This is a genomic window from Micromonospora sp. NPDC049204 (assembly GCF_040647935.1).
GTDB lineage: Bacteria > Actinomycetota > Actinomycetes > Mycobacteriales > Micromonosporaceae > Micromonospora.
The window spans coordinates 76256-97510 of sequence record NZ_JBEZDC010000020.1 but is presented as its reverse complement, the minus strand read 5'-3'; the positions used below and the strand labels follow the sequence as shown (position 1 = coordinate 97510).

Annotated in this window: 23 protein-coding genes; 10 read left to right on the top strand and 13 right to left on the bottom strand. The window is 71.3% G+C overall.

The window, feature by feature from the left end:
• The first annotated feature begins 49 nt into the window (after positions 1-49).
• Positions 50-571, top strand: a complete 522-nt coding sequence (locus AB0A90_RS29905) for a SigE family RNA polymerase sigma factor (RefSeq protein WP_357254440.1) — start codon at positions 50-52, stop codon at positions 569-571.
• Positions 572-588: 17 nt separating this feature from the next.
• Positions 589-1836, top strand: coding sequence for a hypothetical protein (locus AB0A90_RS29900; RefSeq protein ID WP_357254438.1), 1248 nt, complete (start codon positions 589-591; stop codon positions 1834-1836).
• A 106-nt stretch (positions 1837-1942) separates the two neighbouring features.
• Here AB0A90_RS29900 and AB0A90_RS29895 read toward each other — a convergent pair whose 3' ends face one another.
• The 3 genes from AB0A90_RS29895 to AB0A90_RS29885 form a co-directional block, all read right to left on the bottom strand.
• The gene (locus AB0A90_RS29895) at positions 1943-2797 is read right to left on the bottom strand and encodes a DUF4253 domain-containing protein (RefSeq protein ID WP_357254436.1); all 855 of its coding nucleotides are present in this window, start codon (positions 2795-2797) and stop codon (positions 1943-1945) included.
• A gap of 83 nt (positions 2798-2880) precedes the next feature.
• The gene (locus AB0A90_RS29890) at positions 2881-3543 is read right to left on the bottom strand and encodes a response regulator transcription factor (RefSeq protein WP_357254434.1); all 663 of its coding nucleotides are present in this window, start codon (positions 3541-3543) and stop codon (positions 2881-2883) included.
• Positions 3531-4691, bottom strand: coding sequence for a histidine kinase (locus AB0A90_RS29885; protein WP_357254433.1), 1161 nt, complete (start codon positions 4689-4691; stop codon positions 3531-3533). The genes AB0A90_RS29890 and AB0A90_RS29885 overlap by 13 nt, the downstream gene beginning before the upstream one ends.
• A gap of 130 nt (positions 4692-4821) precedes the next feature.
• Here AB0A90_RS29885 and AB0A90_RS29880 point away from each other — a divergent pair, with 130 nt between their 5' ends.
• Both AB0A90_RS29880 and AB0A90_RS29875 read left to right on the top strand, forming a co-directional pair.
• On the top strand, positions 4822-5223 hold the full coding sequence (locus AB0A90_RS29880) for a DUF6069 family protein (protein WP_357254431.1): 402 nt from the start codon (positions 4822-4824) through the stop codon (positions 5221-5223).
• A complete protein-coding gene (locus AB0A90_RS29875) occupies positions 5220-5675 on the top strand; it encodes a hypothetical protein (RefSeq protein ID WP_357254429.1) in 456 nt (151 codons plus the stop codon). Before AB0A90_RS29880 ends, AB0A90_RS29875 begins: the two co-directional genes overlap by 4 nt.
• 29 nt (positions 5676-5704) lie before the next feature.
• Here the strand turns inward: AB0A90_RS29875 and AB0A90_RS29870 are convergent, their stop codons facing one another.
• The gene (locus tag AB0A90_RS29870) at positions 5705-6547 is read right to left on the bottom strand and encodes a LysR family transcriptional regulator (RefSeq protein ID WP_357254426.1); all 843 of its coding nucleotides are present in this window, start codon (positions 6545-6547) and stop codon (positions 5705-5707) included.
• A gap of 72 nt (positions 6548-6619) precedes the next feature.
• Between AB0A90_RS29870 and AB0A90_RS29865 the strand changes: the two genes are divergently transcribed.
• The gene (locus AB0A90_RS29865) at positions 6620-7822 is read left to right on the top strand and encodes an MFS transporter (protein WP_357254425.1); all 1203 of its coding nucleotides are present in this window, start codon (positions 6620-6622) and stop codon (positions 7820-7822) included.
• A gap of 61 nt (positions 7823-7883) precedes the next feature.
• Here AB0A90_RS29865 and AB0A90_RS29860 read toward each other — a convergent pair whose 3' ends face one another.
• The 3 genes from AB0A90_RS29860 to AB0A90_RS29850 all read right to left on the bottom strand — a co-directional run bounded on the left by AB0A90_RS29860 (position 7884) and on the right by AB0A90_RS29850 (position 10546).
• Positions 7884-8762: a fructosamine kinase family protein gene (locus AB0A90_RS29860; protein ID WP_357254423.1), complete on the bottom strand. Its 879-nt coding sequence runs from the start codon at positions 8760-8762 to the stop codon at positions 7884-7886.
• 150 nt (positions 8763-8912) lie between these two features.
• Positions 8913-9851: an NADP-dependent oxidoreductase gene (locus AB0A90_RS29855; protein ID WP_357254421.1), complete on the bottom strand. Its 939-nt coding sequence runs from the start codon at positions 9849-9851 to the stop codon at positions 8913-8915.
• Positions 9852-9907: 56 nt separating this feature from the next.
• On the bottom strand, positions 9908-10546 hold the full coding sequence (locus tag AB0A90_RS29850; RefSeq protein WP_357254419.1) for an HD domain-containing protein: 639 nt from the start codon (positions 10544-10546) through the stop codon (positions 9908-9910).
• A gap of 256 nt (positions 10547-10802) precedes the next feature.
• On the opposite strand from AB0A90_RS29850, the gene AB0A90_RS29845 reads away from it, so the two are divergent.
• Positions 10803-11798 carry a GlxA family transcriptional regulator gene (locus AB0A90_RS29845; RefSeq protein WP_357254417.1) on the top strand — a complete coding sequence of 332 codons (996 nt, stop codon included), beginning with the start codon at positions 10803-10805 and terminating at the stop codon, positions 11796-11798.
• Between the two features lie 299 nt (positions 11799-12097).
• Positions 12098-13366, top strand: a complete 1269-nt coding sequence (locus AB0A90_RS29840; protein WP_357254415.1) for a cellulose-binding domain-containing protein — start codon at positions 12098-12100, stop codon at positions 13364-13366.
• A gap of 137 nt (positions 13367-13503) precedes the next feature.
• On the opposite strand, the gene AB0A90_RS29835 is transcribed toward AB0A90_RS29840, so the two are convergent.
• Entirely contained in the window at positions 13504-13971 is a 468-nt protein-coding gene (locus AB0A90_RS29835) for a cupin domain-containing protein (RefSeq protein WP_357254413.1), read from the bottom strand.
• Between the two features lie 116 nt (positions 13972-14087).
• Between AB0A90_RS29835 and AB0A90_RS29830 the strand changes: the two genes are divergently transcribed.
• Complete coding sequence (locus AB0A90_RS29830; RefSeq protein WP_357254411.1) at positions 14088-14558, top strand: Rrf2 family transcriptional regulator; 471 nt, start codon at positions 14088-14090, stop codon at positions 14556-14558.
• Between the two features lie 135 nt (positions 14559-14693).
• On the opposite strand, the gene AB0A90_RS29825 is transcribed toward AB0A90_RS29830, so the two are convergent.
• The gene (locus AB0A90_RS29825; protein ID WP_357254409.1) at positions 14694-15929 is read right to left on the bottom strand and encodes a cellulose binding domain-containing protein; all 1236 of its coding nucleotides are present in this window, start codon (positions 15927-15929) and stop codon (positions 14694-14696) included.
• Between the two features lie 275 nt (positions 15930-16204).
• Between AB0A90_RS29825 and AB0A90_RS29820 the strand changes: the two genes are divergently transcribed.
• Complete coding sequence (locus tag AB0A90_RS29820; protein WP_357254407.1) at positions 16205-16720, top strand: hypothetical protein; 516 nt, start codon at positions 16205-16207, stop codon at positions 16718-16720.
• 26 nt (positions 16721-16746) lie between these two features.
• On the opposite strand, the gene AB0A90_RS29815 is transcribed toward AB0A90_RS29820, so the two are convergent.
• The 3 genes from AB0A90_RS29815 to AB0A90_RS29805 all read right to left on the bottom strand — a co-directional run bounded on the left by AB0A90_RS29815 (position 16747) and on the right by AB0A90_RS29805 (position 18728).
• Positions 16747-17232: a hypothetical protein gene (locus AB0A90_RS29815; protein ID WP_357254406.1), complete on the bottom strand. Its 486-nt coding sequence runs from the start codon at positions 17230-17232 to the stop codon at positions 16747-16749.
• A gap of 31 nt (positions 17233-17263) precedes the next feature.
• Positions 17264-18319, bottom strand: a complete 1056-nt coding sequence (locus AB0A90_RS29810) for a hypothetical protein (RefSeq protein ID WP_357254404.1) — start codon at positions 18317-18319, stop codon at positions 17264-17266.
• A gap of 178 nt (positions 18320-18497) precedes the next feature.
• The gene (locus AB0A90_RS29805) at positions 18498-18728 is read right to left on the bottom strand and encodes a hypothetical protein (protein WP_357254402.1); all 231 of its coding nucleotides are present in this window, start codon (positions 18726-18728) and stop codon (positions 18498-18500) included.
• 93 nt (positions 18729-18821) lie between these two features.
• Here AB0A90_RS29805 and AB0A90_RS29800 point away from each other — a divergent pair, with 93 nt between their 5' ends.
• Positions 18822-19559 carry a TetR/AcrR family transcriptional regulator C-terminal domain-containing protein gene (locus AB0A90_RS29800; protein ID WP_357254400.1) on the top strand — a complete coding sequence of 246 codons (738 nt, stop codon included), beginning with the start codon at positions 18822-18824 and terminating at the stop codon, positions 19557-19559.
• Between the two features lie 243 nt (positions 19560-19802).
• Here AB0A90_RS29800 and AB0A90_RS29795 read toward each other — a convergent pair whose 3' ends face one another.
• Positions 19803-21107 carry a cellulose binding domain-containing protein gene (locus AB0A90_RS29795; protein ID WP_357254398.1) on the bottom strand — a complete coding sequence of 435 codons (1305 nt, stop codon included), beginning with the start codon at positions 21105-21107 and terminating at the stop codon, positions 19803-19805.
• Positions 21108-21255 lie beyond the last annotated feature (148 nt).

The window sequence follows — 21255 nt, the reverse complement described above, 5'->3', positions numbered from 1 at the left end:
TCGTGGGCCGACGCGGTGTCTTGCTGGTTGACGAGGCCCGGGAGGTCGGATGAGTGATTCGCGTGGGGCGGAGTTCGATGACTTCGTGCGCGCCCGGTCGGTGGTGCTGTTACGGGTCGCCTTCCTGTTGACCGGGGATCGGCACGCGGCGGAGGACCTGCTTCAGGAGGTGCTGGAGCAGGTGTACGTCCGCTGGCGTCGGGTGCAGAGCAGCCCGGAGGCGTACGCCCGACGTGCGCTGGTCAATCGGTCGATCAATCGGTGGCGTTGGCGTGCCCGACGTCCGGAACGGGCGCTCGGTGACCACGACGGGGTTGCCGGAGACCATGCCGACGCCGTCGCGGTTCGCGAGCTGGTCGTCGGGGCGCTGCGGACGTTGCCGGCCCGGCAGCGGGCCGTGGTCGTGCTCCGTTACCTGGAGGATCTGCCGGTCGCCGACGTCGCGGCGGCGATGGCCTGCTCCGAGGGCGCGGTGAAGAGTCACGCCTCCCGAGGGTTGGCGCGGCTGCGGGAGGTGCTGGCGGAGTCGAGTCTCGCCATGCCCATCACGGAAAGCGGGGGTTCGCGATGACGAGGAACGACACTGACGTGCGCGAGATCTTGCAACGCGCGACGGACGACCTGGTCGCCCCGGCGGGTCTGCTCGGTGCGGTGCGCCGGGGCGGGCGGCGCCGGGTGGTGCGCCGCCGGGCCGTGTTGGCGGCTGTCTGCGCGGCCGTGGTGGCCATCCCGGTGGCCGGTGGGCTCCGGCTGGCCGGTGAGGGAGGTGATGCGCCGGTCGTCGCGCCGCTGTTCGACGAGCCCACACGCGGCGACCTGGCCGCCGACGACGGGTACCTGCGGCAGGTCCGCGAGGCGTGGGAGCGTCATCTCAAGGAGATCGGAGAGGGGACGCGCGGCGAGCCGCACGTGGTCTGGGCCGGTAACACACCCGCTGGCCCCGCCGCCTACGTCGCCGGGGACACCACGAACGACAGGTCGGTGGGGTTCGTCGAACCCACCGCCGACGGCCCACGCATCGGCACCCTGACGCGGCTTGACGGTTCGGGAACAGATGGCCTCGAACAGGCCACACTGCTCGGATCCCAACGCGACGTGCTCCTCGTCCTCGACTTCGGACAGGCGGTGGAGTTCTCCGCGGAACTGCGCTATCTGCCCGGTGGCAAGGTCGAGCGGACGTTCACGCCGGTGGCGTTCCGCGACGGTGCGGCAGCGCTGTCGGTGCCCTCCCAGCGCACGAAGCTCACCGTCGCGCTCGCCAGGACGCCAGTGAGCCGGATGAACGCGCTCCACATCGGCAACACGTCGCTGATCCTCTTTCCCGATGGGAAGGACCGGCCGGCGGCACCGCTTCTCCGCCACACGTTGCCCGGCACCGAGCAGGTGTGGGGAATCGATCCGGCTGCCGAGGAGGTGAGCGCGCCCGCCGAGGCCATCGCCGACTACCTCGACCCGGTGGGCGTACACACGCACAACGGATCACCCCGTCTGTCGGTCTACGGGGCAACCCCCGACGGGCGGCGACTCCTCGTGGAAACCATCCAGTACGACGACGACCCCTCCCGTGTCATCGCCCTGCTCGCCGGCAGGAACCTGCCCTTCGAGGCGGTCGCCAGCACGACCGTGGACTGGCGGGCACCGCTGCCGGTGCAGCTACGACTGCCCGACGACCAGGGTGTTTTCGTCGCCGCCGAGGGGTCGGTGCTGAGCTACCGGGTCGGCGACGGGCAATGGCAGGACGCCGGCCGTAACGCGGCACTCCTACCCGCCAGCGCCACCGACGTCCGTGTCACCGGCGCCGACGGCACTACGACCAGCGTCCCCGTCGACTCCTGATCCAGGACCTCGGCATCGGCACGGCTTCGGTGAAACCGGGGTGTCCGTCGAGCCCGGACACCCCGGTTTCAGGAAGAACGAGGCGCCGTTCGGATGCACGTCCAGGTCAGGGGCGGTTGTGCACGAACCACGCGTCTCCGGCGGGCAGGGCAACGGCGACCTCCCACCGGCTCAGCTCAAGGTTCGGGGCGAGCGCCTGGAGTTGACCGGCGGCGGCCCACGCGTCGTCGCCCGGCGTCGGGCGACGACCCACCTGGAACTGGAGCATGGTGCCCCACGAAGCGACCAGACGGGCATCCCACCGGTGCCGCCACTGCGCCAGCACCTCGGCGAGCTCCTGTTGGTCCTCCAGGGCCAGCGCACCGAAGAAGTCCACCCAGTACGCGCAAGCGCGGACGTCGGTGGTGGGCAGCAACATGAGCAGAACGCTGTCCGGCGTGTACCAGTAGTCGAACTGCGTCACCAACCGCACGCTGTCCAGCACCTGGGCGTGCAGGTCGGTGTCGGTGAGCAGTCGCTCGTACAGCGTCCGCTCCAGCTCGGAGACCGGAGTCGGCGGCACCACATCCGACACCAGGGCCATCAGGTCGACACCGGCCGCGCCCCGCGCGTGGTACTCCACGTCGCCCGCGTCGGCCACGTGGTCCTCGCTGTGGTGGCGGTAGGCCAGCCAGGGCTCGGAGGACCGCGCGGCCTCGACGAACGCGCGCAGCTCCGACACCGACGGACCCCGCTCGGGCTCCTGCCGAATTGTCATCTCGTCGTCGACGTCGTCGGTGACCAGAACCGGCAGCCGTCCGATGGCCGGCACCAGTGCGTCGGCTGCCTGCCAGGCATCCCGCAGGCGCTCGGGGTCGACGTCGGCGACGAGGACGGTGCCCAACGGGCCGTGCCCGATCGGCAGACCGGCCAGTGGCGTGCCGACGAATGCCGCTTCGATCTGGTCGAGGTCGTTGCGCACGGCGGAAGTATCCCCGATCCGTTGGGGTGCGGATGGCCCCGCCATTCCCCGGTCGCACGCCGGGTCCGAGCGCGGCGGACCGGTCAGAGGAGCCCGCCGTCGTGGGCGAGCAGGGCGATCTGGGTACGGTTGTCGAGATCCAGCTTGGTCAGGATGTGCGAGACGTGGGCCTTCACCGTCGTCACGCTCATCAGTAGTTCGCTGGCGATCTCGGCGTTGGCGCGCCCCTGCGCGATGGCCAGCACGACGTCCCGTTCCCGGGGCGTGAGCAGGGCCAACCGCTCGCGCGCCCGCTCCTGGGACGCGGCGCCGGACGCGACCCGCTGCATGAGGCGGCGCGTCACGCCCGGAGACAGCATCGGGTTGCCGGCGGCGACCGCGCGGACCGCCTGGCTGATCTGCTCCGGCGGGGTGTCCTTGAGCAGGAAGCCGCTGGCCCCGGCGCGGAGGGCGCGCACCACGTGCTCGTCGGTGTCGAACGTGGTGAGCACGATGATCTCGGGCGGCCGGTGGCGGCGACGCAGGCGCTCGGTGGCGGTGATGCCGTTGACGCCGGGCATCCTGATGTCCATCAGCACCACGTCGGGCTTATGCCTGTCCACGGCGGTGATCGCCGTGGCGCCGTCGGCGGCCTCGCCCACGACGACGATTCCGTCGGCGCCGTCGAGCATCAGTGTGAGCATTCCCCGGACGAGGGGATCGTCGTCGACGATGACGACCCGGATCGGACCCGTCACGTCGGCCACGGCAGCCACGCGGTGAGGTGGAACCGCCCCGCGGCGTCGACGTGGTGCGCGACGCGACCACCGGTGAGCGCGGCCCGTTCGGCGAGTCCGATCAGGCCCGTGCCGACGGTGCCGGTGGCACCGCTGCCGGGCGTCGTCGGGTTGCTCACCGCGATGCGTAGACCGGAGCCGGGTGCGCCGCCGAGCACCAGCCGGACCGGTTGGCCGGCCGCGTGCTTGCGGGCGTTGGTCAGTGCCTCCTGGGCGATCCGGTATGCGGTGCGGCCCACCGCCGCGGGAATCTCGACCGGCGGGCCGAGCGGGTCGTCGACGTCGATCTGTTGCCCGGCGGCCCGAGCCTCGTCGAGCAGGCGCGGCAGGTCGGCGAGGGTCTGCCCGGGTGGCGCGTCGGTCGGCGACTCGGCGTCGTCGCTGCGCAGCAGCGTGATGACCTCGCGCAGCTCGTCGAGGGCGTGATGCGCGCTGGCCCGGATCACCCCGGCGGCGGCGCTGAGCCGCTCGGGCGCGGCGTCCGGCCGGTACTCCATCGCGCCGGCGGCCGCCGCCAGCAGTGACAGCCGGTGGGCCAGCACGTCGTGCATCTCCCGCGCGATCCGGTTGCGCTCGGCCGCCCGCGCCTCGACGACCCGTCGTTCCTGCTCCTGCTCGGCCCGCCGGGCCCGATCCCGCAGCGCTGCCAGCAGGGCGTGCCGGGCCTGCGCCCAGGTGCCCCAGCCGAGCAGGGCCGCGTAGGCGATCGCCATCAGCAGCAGCCGCCAGCCGTACGGCAGGCTGGGCACCGGCCGCCAGAGCGCCTGCGTCGCCTCGCCCGCCACGCCCACCGCCGCTGTCGCCGCTGCCTGCCGAAACGGCCGGTTGCGGGCCGTGAACAGCACCGCGAAGCTGGCCACCGGCGTGGCCACCGGAGAGAGCGCGACGAGCAGGCCGGCCAGCACGCCACCGATCTCCGGGCGGCGGACGACCACCGGGACGAGGGTCAGCGCGGCCACCGCCAGCGCGACGTCGATGCCGACCAGGGCGGCGGAGCTGGAACGGACGGCGGACCACAGCATGGTCGCGACGAGGACGCCGATCGCCGCGGTCGTCACACCCACCGGGACGAAACGCCACGTCCTCGGCTGCGCTACCTCGCACGTCGCCGCATCCATTCGCGCAGGCTACTGGGCTGGCGACGGGGCGGACCACCTCCTTTGGTAGTACGCCCAAGCGCCAGCGGACGTACCCGCCGCGGCGTCCGGACCGACGTTTCCAACCGACCCCGCTCCACACACTCGGAGCATGACGAACAATGTGTTTCCGCGACGAGCCACGGTGGTGGCCGGCGCGATCCTGGTGGCGGCGGCCGAGTTCGCGCTCCTGCACTCGGTGGGGGGCGTCGACCTGACGGTCAGGTCTGGCAGTTCGACCCGGCAGATCACCGTGGCCGCGGTCGTCGTGGCCGCCGCGGTCGCGGCGCTGGCCGGTTGGGCGCTGCTCGCGGTACTGGAACGCCGGACCAGCCGACCCCGGGTCTGGTGGACCTCGGTCGCGGTCGCGGTCCTGTTGTTGTCGCTCGTGGTCGGGCCGCCGAGTGGCGTCGGCGGGGGAGCGATGGCGTCCCTCGCGCTGCTGCACCTGAGCGTCGGCGTCGTTGTCATCCTCGGCCTGTCCCGGCCGCGCCCGAAGGGGCTGGACCGATGACCGCGCTGACCGTACGCAAGCAGGATGGGGCCTTCGTCCTCGACTCCGGGCCGCGCGCCTCGCTGCGTACCGGCTGGACCTGGCGGTGCGGTGAGATCCGCACCGGCACCGGCCTCTGGACGGTCGAACCGACCGGCCCCCGACGCATCGGGTTCATCGCCCGGGGCGAGCACGGCGTGGCGGTGCGGCTCGACCCGAGTCGGTCACACGTGCCGGGGCCCGGCGGGGTGGCGCGCTGGTCGCCCGGTCGTGGCGGCGGTGAGCTGGTACGCGACGGGCACCGCGTCGCGGTGCGTCCTTCTCGCCGATCGGGTGGGCCGATCCGCGTCGACGTCACCGGCGAGTGGGCCGAGGCGGAACTGGTGGTGCTCACCGCCTGTTTCGCGCTGCTGAGTCAGCGGCGGCGGCGCATGTTGATCATGATGGCGGTCGTCAGCTCAGGGGGTGGGTGACCCGCCGGCCCGACGACGCGGGCGGGTGCTCAGACGATGCGACGGAGCGCGGTCTCCACGGCGTCGATCAGCGGATCACCCTCGGTCCGTGGGTGCCGTGCGAGGCCGAACTCGACGTCCGGCAGGACGGGCAGGGTATCGCTGTCCCGGCAGATCATGACCGGTTCGAGGTTCGCCGGCATGAGCGCCGCGACGCCGAGCCCGGCCCGCACCGCGGCGAGCACTCCGACCAGGCTGTTGCTCTCGAACGCGACCCGCCAGCGCCGATCGGCGCGCTCCAGCGTGTCGAGCACGGACGTACGCCAGGAGCAGGGGTTGGAGAACAACACCACCGGCAGCGGATCGGCGGCCACGTCCACACCCTGCCCGGTCGCCCAGACCAGCGGGGATCGCACCGTCCAGCGCGGCGGCCCGGGGATGTCCGGCAACGCGTCGAGGACGAGGTGGACCCGGCCGGCGTCGTAGGCCTCCCGCATGGCGGAGTTGGAACAGCTGAGCACCTCCAGCGTCGCGCCGGGGTGCAGCCGGGCGAGGTCGGCGAGTGCCTGCGGGAGCTGGGACGCGGCGAGGTCCTCGAGTAACCCGACGCCGCAGTGACCGGTGAGCGTACGTCCGGTTTCGGCGAGGGCCTGTGCGGAGAGTGCGAGGATGCGTTCGGCGTAGGGCAGGAGTTCCTCCCCCGCCCGGGTCGGTGAGACGCCAGTCGACGACCGGTGCAGCAGCGGACGGCCGACGACGCCCTCGAGCCTGCGCAACTGCTGGCTGAGACCGGGCTGGGTGTGCCCGATCGCGGTCGCGGCACGGCTGATGCTGCCCTCCCGCACGGCGGCGACGAACGACCGCAGCAGAGCCGTCTCAAGAACCCTGGCCATAAGGATTCATTATGCCGGCCGCAACAAACTGACGTCTTCTGATGACGTCTGGAGCGAATTAGCGTCGATCGGGTGACCGGCTACCGGCAGGTGCTCGCCGTGCCAGGAATGGCACCGCTGCTGGGTGTCTCGCTGCTCGCCCGCACCGCGATAACTGCTGATGTGATGGCACTGACGCTCTTTGTCGTCCTGGACCTGGAGCTGAGCTACGCGGCGGCGGGTGGCGTGGCCGCGGCGTTGACCGCCGGAGTGGCGCTCGGCGGGCCGCTGCTCGGCCGCGTTGTCGACTCGCGGGGCCTGCGCCTCATCCTGCTGGTGACGGTTACCGCGCAGGTCGTGTTCTGGCTGGGCGTGCCGGTCCTGCCGTACGAGTTCCTGCTGGTGGCCAGTCTGGTCGCGGGCCTGCTGATGGTGCCGGCGCAGGCGGTGAGCAGGCAGGCGATAGCCGCGATGACGACGCCGGAGCAGCGCCGACCCGCGTTCGCGCTGGAATCGGTGCAGGGCGAGCTGTCGTACATCGTGGGGCCGGCGGTGGTGATCCTGGGCGCGGCCACGACGTCCCCCGACGTGGTGGCGTGGGGAGTCGGTGCCGCGATCCTGGCCGGCGGCGTCGGCATCGCCCTGCTCGACCCACCGATGCACGCCGAGAGCGAGGCGGACGCCGCAGCCGGGGTGCGACCCTCGCGTCGGCAGTGGCTGCGCGCCCCGATGATCGCCGCGCTGACGATGGCGTTCGGCGCCACGACGCTGCTCAGCGGCGTCGACCTCGCCATCGTCGCCACGCTGCGGGAAGTCGGTCAGGTGCCCTGGGCCGCGGTGGTCGTCGTGGTGTTCGGCGTCTCGTCCGTCGTCGGCGGACTGATCTACGGCACGCTGACCTGGCCGCTGCCCACGTGGCTGCTGCTCGGCCTGCTCGGGCTCGTGACGATTCCCGTCGGGCTCGCCCATGACTGGCGCTGGCTGTGCGTGGCCGTCGTCGCCAGCGGGCTCCTCACCGCGCCGACCCTCTCCACGGTGGCCGACGCGGTGAGCCGACTCGCGCCACCCGGTGTGCGGGGCGAGGTGACGGGTCTGCAATCGTCGGCGCAGAGCGCCGGTTTCGCCCTCGGCTCCCCGCTCGTCGGCGCGGCGATCGACCTCTCCGTGCCGGCGGGCGGGTTCGCGGCGGCCGGGCTCGCCGGCCTGGCCGCCGCACTGACCGGGTACCTCCTGTCCCGCCGCCCGTCCGCTCGAACGGCGGTTCCCGTCGATCTCAGGTCCGTTGTCCGCGACTGAGTCCGGCTGGCCATCGGGCCGGTGCGCTCCCGACGGACACCAACGGCATGGATGCCTCAGGTCAGGATCGCGTCCGGAACGGGGCGAGCACGGCCCGGATCTGGTCGGCCGCGCCCCAGTCGTCGTCGAACTGCGCCAGTACGGCGAGGTGTTGTCGTAGCTGGACGATCGGCATCCGGTCCCGCCAGCCGTCGTCGAGCGCGGTCCGGTCCGCGTAGACCTCGAAGAACCGTCGCGCCTCGGGCGGGGGAGAGGTGGACCACACGTGAGCGAGGTCGACCTCGGCCCACAGGTAGGACACCGCCGGGTCGATCAGCGCGGGCCGCCCGTCCGCGGTGGCCAGGATGTTCTGGGTCCACAGGTCGCCGTGCGTCAGGCACGCGGGCCGGTCCGGCAGGAGGTCGGGCAGTCGGTGACAGAGCCGTTCCAGGGCCGCCCGGTCTTCGGCGTCGAGTGCCGCCTCCACCCGGGGCTCCGCGAGCCAGCGGAGCAGCCGGTGCTCCGCGAAGAACGTGTGGCCGTCGTCCTGCCACGTGTTGACCTGGCGGCGGCGGCCCAGCCAGTTGTCGTGGTGCCACCCGAAACGGGGATGGGTCGTGGTCAGGTGCATGTCGGCCAGCAGGTGTGCGAGCCGTTCCCAGAAGATCTCGCTGCGCGGCCTCGGGTGCAACACCGACAACACGAGCAGTCCACGGTCCGCCCGGAGCACCTCCGGTGTCGGTACGCCGCCGAGGTCGCGCAGCGCGGCCAGCCCTTCGGCCTCGGTCCGGAAGACCCCGTCGGCGGGTGTGTCGGCGAAGGCCTTGACGAACACCGGCGGCGCGTCCCGGCGGGTGGCTATGCCCGCGACCGCCGCCACCCCACCGGTCACCGGCTCCACCGTGACGACCTCCATTCCGGCCGCGAGCAGGCGGTCCAGCAGGATCGTCGTCGAGGGCATCAGGGCGCACTCCTCAGGGGTCGGTGTGTTCACCACAGCCTAGGTGGCGGCGAATCACCTTCCGGGTATCTGTGCGGTCCGTTGTGGCATGACCGATCCCGCGTCCCCGATGTCCTCAGCGGCGTGCGGCCCGGCTCAGTCGCGGACGGGTCACGACCGCGACGCCTCTTGCCCGTCCACCAGCTGGATGATCGTCTTGCCGGGTGTGCGGCGGGTGGGAGCGAACGCGGCGGCCGTTTCGGGAAGCGGGCGCACCGCGCCGACGAGGGGTTTGATCCGCCCGTCCCGGAGGCGCTGAGCGAGGTCGGTCAACCGGACGCGATCGGGTTCGACGACGAAGAAGATGGCTCGCCCGTTCCTCGGCTGAACGGTGGGCGGCGCGGCGATGGTGACGAGCGTGCCGCCGGGGCGTACCAGTTCGGTCGATCGTTCGAGGATGTCGCCGCCGATGACGTCGAGCACCACGTCCACCTCGCCGACGTGCCGCAACTCGTCGGCGGTCAGATCCACGAAGGTCTGCGCGCCGAGGGCGAGCGCGACGGCCCGGTCGTCGGCTCGGCCGGTCCCGATGACGTGGGCGCCCACCTCCCGGGCGAGTTGGACGGCGATCGAGCCGACGCCACCCGCGGCGCCGTGGATGAGGACAGTCTGGCCGGTCGTGAGATGAGCGTGGTCGAAGAGTGCCTGCCACGCGGTCAGTCCGGAGATGGGCAGCGCGGCGGCCACGGTGTGGTCGATCCCGGCCGGGAGCGGGGCAAGGTTGCGCGCCTCCACCGCGGTGTATTCGGCCAGGGATCCGTCGCGGGCCCAGTCGGTCAGTCCGAACACCCGCTGGCCCACGGTGAGGCCGGTGGTTCCGTAGCCGAGGTCGACCACGACCCCGGACAGCTCGTGCCCCGGGATGGTGGGGGTTCGGTCGCGGCCGGCGCGATCGGTCCATGTTGCGGGCCAGTCGAGCTCCCCGGGCGTGAAGCCGGCGGCGTGCACACGCACGATGACGTCGTTCTCCGCGGCGTGCGGGTAGGGCATGTCGGTGAGGGTGAGCCCGCTGACACCCGCGCTACGGTCGCGTACGGTGATCGCTCGCATGCTCGGATCCTTTCCAGGAGAGTTCGTCGGTGGCCGTGGCCGTGGCGGTCCGCGGGTCAGCTCGGCCAGGGCGATCCGACGATGCGCTCGACCGTCGTCACCCGCTGAAAGCCGGGAATGAAGTGTTCGAGGATGTCCGAGTTCACGGTGCCGTTCGTGGTGTCGGGCCGGTTCTTCAGCCCGTCGACGTGGGCTCGCAGAAACTCGTCCTTGAAGTCACCCCGCGGATGGGCGGCGAGGATTTCGTCCAGCTGATCGCGGTCCAGCCCGTCCAGGCCGAGGCCGAGGACGTCGGTCAGGACACCGAGGTAGGTGGTCGCGATCTCCGGACCCATCCGGTCCGGAACACCCGGAGTGGTGTGCAGCGCGATCGCCGTCCAGACGGTCTCGGCGGCGCCCGTCGAGAAACCCCGGTCCAGGAGGAACTTGCGGGCGTGGTCGGCGCCATCGATCTCGAAGCGCTGCTCGACGTCGGAAAAGGGGGTCAGTAGGCCGGAATCGTGGAACATCGCCGCCAGATAGAGCAATTCCGGGTCCGGTTCCGCGCCAAGCCGGTGCGCGTGAACAAGGCCGAAAAGGTAGACCCTGCGGGAGTGGTGGTAGAGGAGAGGCGTGGTCGTTTTCTGGATGTGCCTCGTCGCCTCCGCGACGGCTGTGGTGTCCGGAATCGCCAACCCCGCGATGACCTCTGGCATGGTCCCTGACCTTTCGGGAAAGTGTCGGTAGCTGCTTGCGACACCATGCTGCCTCCCAATCTTCGTACGCCGCCGCCTTCCTCCGGCCACGAATCCCTCATTTCCGGACGGGCTGAGATCGCAGAGGTGCGGCCGGTCACACAGCGGCGTGCTACCAATGAATGGTGTCCATTCCTCCGGTTCGCCGGCCCAGTGGCGGTCGCGACCGTCCGGGCCTGGCCGCCCATCCCACGCGTCCGGCGCCGAGCAGACCGCGGTGGTGAACAACGGAGGCTCCCATTCCGTCGCGATCCTCGTCTACGACGGAGTGACATTGCTGGACGTCGCCGGCCCGGCGGAGGTGTTCAAGGAGGCGAACCGGTTCGGGGCCGACTACCGGATCGTGCTGCTGTCGCCGACCGGCGCGGACGTCACGTCAAGTCTCGGGATCCGGATGGCGGTCGACGGCGCCGTCTCCCCGGGGCCGGCCTTCGACACCCTGCTGGTGGCCGGCTCCGATCACTATCCGCGGACCCCCGTCCCCGCCGACCTGGCCGACGTCGTCCGGATACCGGCGGCCGCGGCTGGCCGGGTCGCGTCGATCTGCACCGGGGCGTTCGTCCTCGCCGCCGCCGGCGTTCTCGACGGCAAGCGCGCGACCACGCACTGGCAGGTCGCGCACGAGCTCGCCGCCCGGTGTCCGACCTGCCGGGTCGAGCCCGACGCGATCTACGTACGCGACGGCACCACGTACACCTCGGCGGGAGTGACGGCCGGCATCGATCTGGCGCTCGCTCTCGTCGAAGAGGACCACGGACCCGACCTGACGCGTGAGGTCGCCCGCGCCCTGGTGGTGTACATGCAGCGGGCCGGCGGTCAGTCCCAGTTCTCCGCCCCGTTGCAGGGGCCGCCGCCCCGCTCGCCAGCCCTGCGGCGAATCATCGACGTGGTGACGGCCGACCCCCGCGGCGACCACTCGCTCGGTCAACTCGCGAGACACCTCAACGTGAGCACCCGGCAGCTCACCCGGCTCTTCCACGACGAACTGTCCGCGACGCCGGCTCGCTACGTGGAGAACATCCGATTCGACCTGGCCCGGGCGCTGCTCGACCAGGGCCACACCGCGACGCAGGCCGCGACCCTTGCCGGGTTCCCCAGCTACGAGAGCATGCGACGGGTCTTCGCCAGGAAGCTGTCGATCAGTCCCGCCGCCTACCAACGGCGGTTCAGTACGGCTCGCCGCGCCCACGGGACAGGCGGAGCGCACCGGTAGAGCCGGTCTCGGGTCCTCGCATCGCCGTGCTCCGGTCGGTCGGTCGTTCCCCGTCGTGACGCCGGCTTGATTACATCGCCTGACGTCAATAGATTGACCGTGGGCGCCGCCGAGGTCCGGGTGACCGGGCCGTCGGCGACTGACAGGTCCATCCCGAGCCGGGCACCGCGGTCGTACGCACCGACCAGCCGTTGTGGCGCGTCGCCGCGCCGCACCCAGGGCGCATTGGCGTGCCGCCTCCGTCCAGGACGCGCGTCGCCACGCCGCCACCCACCAGCTCGATGGCAGAAGGACCTCTCATGACGATTCTCCGCGCCCGCCCCGGTCCGACCCTGGCGGTCGTCGCCGCACTGGCGGCCGTGACCGCGACCGGAACGGCCCTGCTCACCAGTCCGGCCGCAGCCGCCCAGGGCTGCCGGGTCGACTACACGCCCAACCAGTGGCCCGGCGGATTCACCGCCAACGTGAAGGTGTCCCCCGGCGACGCCGCCGTCTCCAGTTGGACCGTCACCTGGACGTACGCCGGGGACGAACGCATCACGAACGGCTGGAACGCCACGGTCAGCCAGTCCGGCGCGACGGTGACCGCCCGCAACATGTCGTACAACGGCAGCATCCCGGCCGCCGGGACCACCGAGTTCGGCGTGCAGGGCACGTACGGCTCCAGCGGCGGCGCGCCGACCGGGTTCAGCCTGAACGGCGTGCCGTGCAACGGCACCGGCCCGACTCCGACCGGCGCGCCCACCACGACGGTGCCGACGACGCCGCCGCCCACCAGCGCGCCGCCGACCACGCCGCCGCCCACCAGTGCGCCGCCCACGACGCCGCCGCCCACCAGTGCGCCGCCCACGACGCCGCCGCCCACCACCCCGCCGCCGACCGGGTGTGCCGGGGCGCTGCTCTGCGACGGCTTCGAGAACCAGACCGGCTCGACGCCGTCCGGCGACTGGACCGTGGTGAACCCGGACTGTTCCGGCGCCGGCACGGCCACCATCGACACGGCCACCACCCACAGCGGCAACCGGGCGGTCCGGATCAACGGCGCGGCTGGCTACTGCAACCACGTCTTCATCAGATCCACCAAGAATCTCGGCAGCCTGGGCAGTGTCCGGTACGGCCGAATCTGGGTACGGCACACCACCGCTCAGCCCACCGAACACACCACGATGATGGCGATGACCGACGCCGCCGACGGCAACAAGGACCTGCGGATCGGCGGCCAGAACGGTGCCCTGCAGTGGAACCGCGCCTCCGACGACGCGACCCTGCCCGAGCAGAGCCCGGCGGGGGTGGCGCAGAGCGTTGCGCTACCCACCAACCGGTGGGCGTGCCTGGAGTTCATGGTGGACGGCTCGGCCGGTCAGCTCCGTACCTGGCTGGACGGCACCGCGATCGCCGGCCTCACCGCGGACGGCGTACCAACGCACGACATCGACGGCCAGTGGTACAACCGCACCTGGCGGCCGCAGCTCACCGACCTCAAGCTGGGTTGGGAGAGCTACGGCGGCGGGGCCGACACCCTCTGGTACGACGACGTCGCGGTCGGGTCCAGTCGGATCGGCTGCTGACCCTCGGTTCGGGTGAACCAGCATGGCGTGGTCAGATCGTTGGCCACGCCATGCTGGCTCTTGTCCCGTCGTGCCGTGCGAGCGTCCACCGCCGAACAGGTGTCATTGAACCGCCGCCTCCGGTTCACGCCTCGTGGTCAGCCGCGTCGGCCTGCCCACAACGGGCTTTCCACGTAGTGGTTGTCGTAGTGATCCTGGGTCTCGCCGACGTCCTGCCAGGTGGCTTCGCCCCGGTGCACCCTGTCGAGGAGTCGGTAGTAGTCGAACCGGGGCTTGCCGGGGGTGATCACCACGAGAAAGTCGGCGTCCCGCCCGTCGGCGGGGGCGAAGGCATGCGGGGTGTTCGGCGGTACGAAGAGCGTGTCTCCAGTGTGCAGGGTGTGCAGTTGATCGCCGACGAGCATCTCCAGGGCGCCGTCGAGCACGAAGAACAGCTCGCCGGAGTGGGTGTGCAGGTGTGGTGGCGCGCCAGCGGTGCCGTGCTTGAGCAGCGTGCGGTTGCTGGTCAGGGCGCCGTCGGTGTGCTCCGGGTCGAGCAGCAGGGTGATCACGCTGGCTGGGTCACTGTCGAGGACCTCGGCTTGGGCCGCGCGCACCAGTGTCATTGTCGACTCCCTCGATCATCGTTGATTCCTAGACATTAGATGTCCAGAATTATTCCTGGCGAGGGAGAATGACATTCCTCCCAAATTCTGGACAGGTAGAGTCCAGGATCATGCGGATGAGTCAGGGTGTCGAGCGGGCCCTCCACACGTGTCTCAACCTGAGCTGGCTGGACACGCCGGTGCCAACGGGCGCCCTCGCGGCGTTCTACGAGCTGCCGCCGGCGTACCTGAACAAGTTGCTTCAGGCCCTGGTCCGGGCCGGAATCCTGGCGTCGACCTCGGGGCCGCGCGGGGGCTTCCAACTGGCCCGCGCACCCGAGGCGGTCTCCCTGCTGGACATCGTCGCCGCGATCGAGGGTCCGGAGGAGTTGTTCCAGTGCGACCAGATCCTGCGCAAGGGGCCGGGGGAGCACGCGGGTGTCGACTATCGGCAGTCCTGCGCGTTCGCCCAGGCGATGCGGGGTGCCGAGCTGGCCTGGCGGCGGGAGTTGGCCGGCAGGACCGTGGCTGACGTCCGGGCCGACGTCGAGCGCGGGCACCCCGAGGCGCCGGCCCAGACCCGGGCCAGGATCGCGGAATTGCGCTAGCGCTGCACTGTGACGTTCGGGTCACCTGGCCGTCGGATGCCTCGGGAGGCGCCGGACCAGACCACGGCCAGGGAGGCCCTCGGCGGGCCGCTGTGGCAGCGGCCCGCCAAGCGGCCCGGTCGATCCGGTGGGGCTTCAGCTGCCGGTGCAGGTGGCCGAGGTGCCCGTGCCGTTTCCGGTGCCCTGGAAGCCGAAACTGGTGGTCTGACCCGCGGCCACCCGTCCGTTGTAGCTCTGGTTCGCGACGGTGATCGTGCCGCTGCTGCCGCTGGCGACGCCGTTCCACACCGAGGTGATCGAAGCCCCGCTCGGCAGGGTGAGGGAGACTCGCCAGCCGGTGAGAGCGGTGGTGCCCGCGGTGACGGTGACGTTGGCGACGAATCCACCGTTCCACTGGTCCTGAACGGCATAGACCGCTGTGCACGCGGGGGTACCGCCGGGTGGTGGAGTCGTCGGTGGTGGCGTGGTGGGCGGTGGCGTTGTCGGGGGCGGTGTGGTGGGCGGCGGTGTGGTGGGCGGCGTGCCGCCGTCGAGGGTCAGGTTCTTCTGCTGGACGCTCCACTGGCTGCGGCACAGACCGCAGTCGGGGCCGACGAAGGTGGCGCCGGCGGTGGTGTCGCCCTTCAGCCGCCACTTGAGGTAGAGCACCGCCACCCGGCCGAACTCGCCGCCGTTGGGCTGGTCGTACGTGCCGCCGTGCCCGACGTTCAGGTTGCCCATGAAGGCGGGCAGGCCGGCGGGCAGCTTGCCCCAGTCGTCGATGGCGTTCGGGTACGCGATGTCGCTGGGACCGCCGACGAAGTAGGCGATCGGCTTGGTCAGTCTCCGGAGTTGGTAGTCGTCGGCGTCGTTCAACAGACCGCTGCTGAAGATGCCGGTCGTGGTGACGCGCGGGTCGTTGGAGACGGCGTAGGCCTCCAGGCCTCCGCAGGAGAAGCCGGCGACGGCCACCTTCGTCGTGTCGATCCTGTTGTAGTACTTGCTGCCCTGCCGGGAGTTCTCCGAAATGGCCCAGTCGATGGACTGGGTGAGCTGCTGGGAGGTGGTCGAGCCGGACCCGTTCGGCGCCCCGTTGGCGATGGCGAGGAAGCCGTGGGAGGCGATCTCGCGGAGGAAGTTGCCCTGGGAGAGACCGTTGGCTGAGCAGCCGCCGTTGCCCCAGACGACGATCGGAAGGCGTTCGGACGGAAGTGTCTGCGGCCGGAAGATGGTGTGGTTGGCCAGGGTGGCCGAGGTCTCGTAGTCGGCGGGATAGGGACCGGAACCGCCGACCGCGGCATCAGCCGGTGTCGCGCCGAGCGCCATGATCACGGAGGTGATCGGGACGACGGCGGCCGCCAGTCCCACGCAGATCTTCGATCTCTTCCTCATTGACCCCTCCAGCGGATGCGTCGATCGCGCTCCCGGTGTGGCGGCGTGGCGGCTGTGCCTGCCGTCGACCACGGTGGTCAGCGCCGGCCGCGGGTCAGATCGAGGTGGGCGCGTCGGCCACCCGACCACGGTCCCCGCGGTCGATCCGATGGGAGCTGTATGCAGTTACTATCACTGCGATAACGATAAGTGTCAATGTATGGGCTGGTGACGTTCGAGTACACCCACGCGAGAGCGGGGCGCCGGGCCGTGCCGTCGGGAGGACAATTGCCGGCATGAATCTCGCCGCGATTCGGGAAGACGTCGCCGTCATCGACATCCTGCTTCGGGACATCGCTCAGCGTCCGGTCGACCTGACCGATCCGGACTGGCCGGCGAAGCTGTCCGCCCGGCTGCCGCCGGTGGAGGAGGCCGGGGTGGTGGCTGAGGCGTCCGCGGCCCTGACGGCTCTGCTGGACGCCTACGAGTCCGGTGACGAGGGGGTCAGGGGTGAGGTCCGCCAGATCTTCCGGGCACACGGGGCCTTCAGCTGGGGGGTCGGCCTCACGGGTCGGTGGCCATCCGCCGCCGCCGAGTTTCGCCGACGGCTGGTCCACATCTTGGCTCGGGACCAGTCGGAGGACCCCCGCGACGAACTCGTCGGGATCTGGGAGCTGTGTGCACAGGCGCGCGGACGCGGGGTGGACGTCGAGCCCATCGTTCGTGCGGTCGCTGACATCTCCGGCGAGGTCGACCACGTCGGCATGGGATCCACCCGCCTGCTGATCCTGCGGGGCCTGGAGCACCGCTGACACCGCCGGCCAGGGCGACGGAAGGGTCAGGTCTCGCGCACGTCCACGTGGACGCCGTAGCTGGCCTGGAAGTCCGCAGCCAGTTCCGGACCGGCGTACCGGGGCGGGTGGCTCTCCCACCACGGCCAGCCGGCGAGCTGGGGGATCGGGTCGTCCCGCAGCATCGCCCGGAAGCGCCGGTCGGACTCGGCCACCTGCTCCCGGACCCAGCCCATCTCGGGATACTCCTGCAGCTCCGGGTGGTTGAGCACCACCTCCAGCGACCCCCGCGCGCCCAGGTCGGCGGTGTACTCCTCGAGCGAGTCGTCGTATCCGGCCAGGCAGGCGTCCACCCACGCCCGCCAACGGTCGACCATGCCGCCCGGCAGGTGGCCGCTGTGGCGGTTGGACCCCGCCGTGACCTCCCGGAACAGCGAGACGAAAGCCCCTTCGCTCAGCACGGGTGGTGGTGGATTGTGGGTCGCCGGCGGGTTCCCGTCGGATTCCAGAACGTGTGGCCGATCGTCGTCCATGGACCGATGGTCGCATCCCGCCCGGTGCCTGTCATGCTCGGCCGAGGGCTCCCGGTGCGGTGCCGGCGTCTGCCAACGGCTCCGGACGCGACCGGGTGCTGAGGGCGTAGCCGGCGGTCGTGACGCCGAGCGCCACTCCCCAGCCGAGGAACACCAGCAGCGTGGCGGTCACCGCCCAACCGTCCCACACCTCCGACCACGGCATTTCGCCGGAGAAGAGTCGGCTGACGAACACCGCGCTGCTCAGCACGCCGTAGGTGACGAGCGTGAGCGCCACGGTTCCGGCCGGGACCACCGCCAGCAGGCGGGGAACCGGTCGACCACCCAGCCCCGGCACCCAGCGCGGAAACTGCTGCCCCCACCGCTGCACCAGCCCGAGAACGAGCAGGCCGGCGAGCGGTGGGACGACGGTGATCGCCACTCCCGTCGACGTCGAGAGGTCGTTGTGGATGTCGTTCAGTTTCCGTGCGGAGATGCCGAACGGAACCCCGAGCACCCAGAGCCCGTGTGGCACGGCCCAGCCGACCACCGGCAGCGCGACCGCCACGTACGCCCAGCGGCGCGTCCAACGGGGCACCGGCCGGTAGTCGGGAGTCACCGGTCCCCGGCGGGGACCGGACGCGTTCGCCAGCCCGGCGAACACGATGCCACCGGCCAGCAGCGCGAGCCGGGCGCCGAGGTCACGCCAGTCCGAGGGGCGCCCCGTCAACGCCGCCGGGACCTCGAAGAGCAGGTGCAGTGGAAACGAGGTGACCAATAGCAGTGCCGCCGCGAGCCAGCCGGCCGTGGTCGCGGCGCGGCCGGGAAAGCGGACCGCGCCCACGACCACCAGCGCGAGGACGACGCCGACCGCCAGCGCTCCCCAGCCCGCCCCGAACGGCAGCGTCTGGACGCGGTCGGCACCGCATCCCCCGGCCGGATCGACCAGATCGGTCCGGTCGCAGGCGGTGTACGCCCACCGGCCGCCGGCGATCCAGTACAGGCGCAGCGCCACCTCGCCGACGAGGGAGAGGCCGCACGCCAACGCCCACGGTCTCACCCGGTCGGCGGCTGCGGGTCGCTGCGGGCCAACGGTACGGTCGGACATGTCGCTCCTCTATGGACGGTGTTGTGCCTGCTCGCCGGGCGAGGGTCGAGACGCGGACCGTCCGTCTCGGCAATCAGCCGCCACACGTCGGCAGCCATGAGTTGATGATCGGCGGCGAGGGACGAGCCCTCCTCCCCGGCGCAGGGGAGTGAGCTCCCTCCGCGCGGGGGGCCGCCGCTCAACCGGCCGTGTCGGAGTAGACCTCCACGTCGTAGAGCAGTTGCACGTGGCGGCGGCCGTTGGTGATGCCGACGAAAATCGGGTCACCGGCCGGGGTGCGACCCTGGCGCCACGCCTCCTCCCGGGCTGCTTCCCGCGACTCGTGGTGCGTCCTGCCGTCCCGGTGCAACTGGAGAACGCGACGGGCGGTGATCCGGTCGCTGTCCAGGTGGACCCGCAGTAGAGGCATTCGCCAACCTCCTTGCCGACGTGGCGGCCGATGTTCTGTGTTCAATTAGCTTACCGACGTTAAGTTGCTTTCCCAAGGGACTAGAGTGGTGCCATGACCAGCGCAGAGCCGGGCGTACCGCCGACCCTCCCGGCCGGGCGACGAGACAGCCGCACGTCCGCGCCGGTATGGCTACGCGCGGAGCCGTCCCGTACGCGACGGAAGGCACCCCTGACCCTCGGGCGCATCGTGGACGCGGCGGTGACCCTGCTGGACGAGCGTGGCGTCGAGGGTCTGACCATGCGCTGCCTCGCCCAGCAGCTCGACGTGACGGCGACCGCCCTGTACTGGCACGTGAAGACGAAGGATGACGTCCTGGACCTGGCCGTTGACCGGATCTTCGGCGACGTGCCCGTCCCGGACGTGAGCGACAACTGGCTGGAGGACGCCCGCCTCCTCGCCCGAGCATGGCGCTCCGCCATGCTGCGCCATTCCTGGGCACCGAATCTGGTCGGACGACCGATGCTCGGGCCCAACGTCCTCGCCCGTACCGAATTCCTGCAGGCGGCGCTGATGCGCGGCGGCTGCCGCGACCTTCAGCTCGCGGTGGCCACGCGGATGCTGGCCAACTACGTGATCGGCGCCGCGCTCACCGAAGCCACGTGGCACCAGACCGCGGACCCGCACGCGCGGGCCTCGGCCCGTGACCACATCGCCGCGAGGGCCGACGAGTACCCGACCCTCGACGCCTCCGGCCACCTCGACGACACCCGATGGAACGACGACCTGCTGTTCGAGGAGGGCCTCGACGGCATCCTCCGGGCCGCGGCGCGGACCGGGCTGCCGCGCTGACCAGCGCGTCGCCGGCGTACACGTGGGGCACCGGGACCAGGTACGCGGCTCCGGTGCGCGCCGCGGAGACGACCGTGACCGCCCCGGTCGCCGAGTCCACGGCAGACCTGTCCGGCGGGCGCCAACCTGGCGGTCACGCGTTTCCGCCGGCACGTCGATGGTCGCCGAGGTGGGTCTGTCGCCGGTGCTGACGGCCGGGAGGCCCGGAGCCAGTGGCTCCGGGCCTCCCGTGTCGCCCTGCGCTCAGGGGCTGGTGCAGGTGATGGTGCCGGGCGGGGTGGCGCCGTTGCCGGTGGCGGTGAACCCGAAGGTGGTCGATGCGTTCGGGGCCAACGTGCCGTTGTATGCGGCGTTCCGGACGGTGACGGTGCCGGTGGTGCCCGTGTTGGTGCCGCCCCAGAGGCTGCTGATGGCCTGGCCGCTGGCCAGGGTCAGGCCGACGGTCCAGCCGTTTACCGTGGCGGCGGCGGTGTTGGCGACGGTGACCTCACCCTGGAAACCACCCGGCCAGCTGTTGATCAGGCGGTAGGTGGCGGCACAGTCGCCCGGCTGCCCGGTCGGGGGCGGAGTCGTCGGCGGGGGCGTGGTCGGCGGGGGCGTGGTCGGTGGGGTCGTGGTCGGCGGTGCGGTCGTGGGCGGGGTGGTGGACTGGAACTGACTGAAGAATCTCCAGATCTCGCCCGACGTCCAGGTCCTGCTGTCGTTCGGGCTGGACGATCCGTCGACCGGACTGGGGGTGTGGTCCCCGTCGAACGCGGCCCACTGCACGGGATACCCCGCTCGGCAGCCCGCGTAGGTGGTGGTGATGTGGGTGAGACTGCCCCGAGCTGGTTCGCGCGGGCTCTGCGCGGTGCAGCCGTTGTTCCGCACGAAGGTGTCGCGCAACGACCGGCCCTGGGAGATGTTCAGCACGCTGTCGTAGATGCCGTGGATCCCGAAGTAGGGAACGGCCTGGGTGCCACCGCTACACCCACTGAGATTGGCACCGGAGAGGACGGCGACCGCGCGGATGACGGTGGGTCGGGCGCAGGCCACGGCGTAGCTCATCGCCCCGCCGTAGCTCCAGCCCAGGGCGAAGCGTTGGGTCGTGTCGACGCAGAGGTCGTTCTCGATCTGCCGGGAGATGTCGTCGAAGAGGGTCAGGTCGCGACCGTTGGTGTTGGCCCAACCGGCGTTGATGCCCTGGGGCGCGACGAAGATCGTGGTGTTGTTCGACAGCGGCGCGAGCCCGTAGTAGCCGGCTGAGGCGACGTTGCTGGCCGAGCCGTTCAGCCAGTGGAAGCCGAACACCAGCCGGTACGGGTTGTTCCGGTCGTAACCGTCCGGGATCCGCAGGATGTAGGTGCGGCTCTGTCCGCTGCTCTGAATGGTGCGTGTCCCGCTGGCGAGCGTGGGGGCCTTGCCGCAGCCGGCGGTGGCCGCGAGTGTGCCGTTCGTCGCGGCCACCGCCGCTCCACCCAGGCCGCCGTTCAGCACGCCGCCGGCGGTCGCCGCGAGGAGGACCGCCGCGCCCGCGATGAACGAGAAGAGTTGTCGATGTCGTGTCAATGCGTGACTCCTTGCCACTGGTCGTGCGGTGGTGGTGGGGGTACCGGCCTCGGAGACCGCCGACCGCGTCCGGCGAACACCCGGCCGGAGGGCGGCTCGTCGGGCGGACGGGGCGGTGCGGTGGTGACGGATGGCGGTGGCGCTCCCC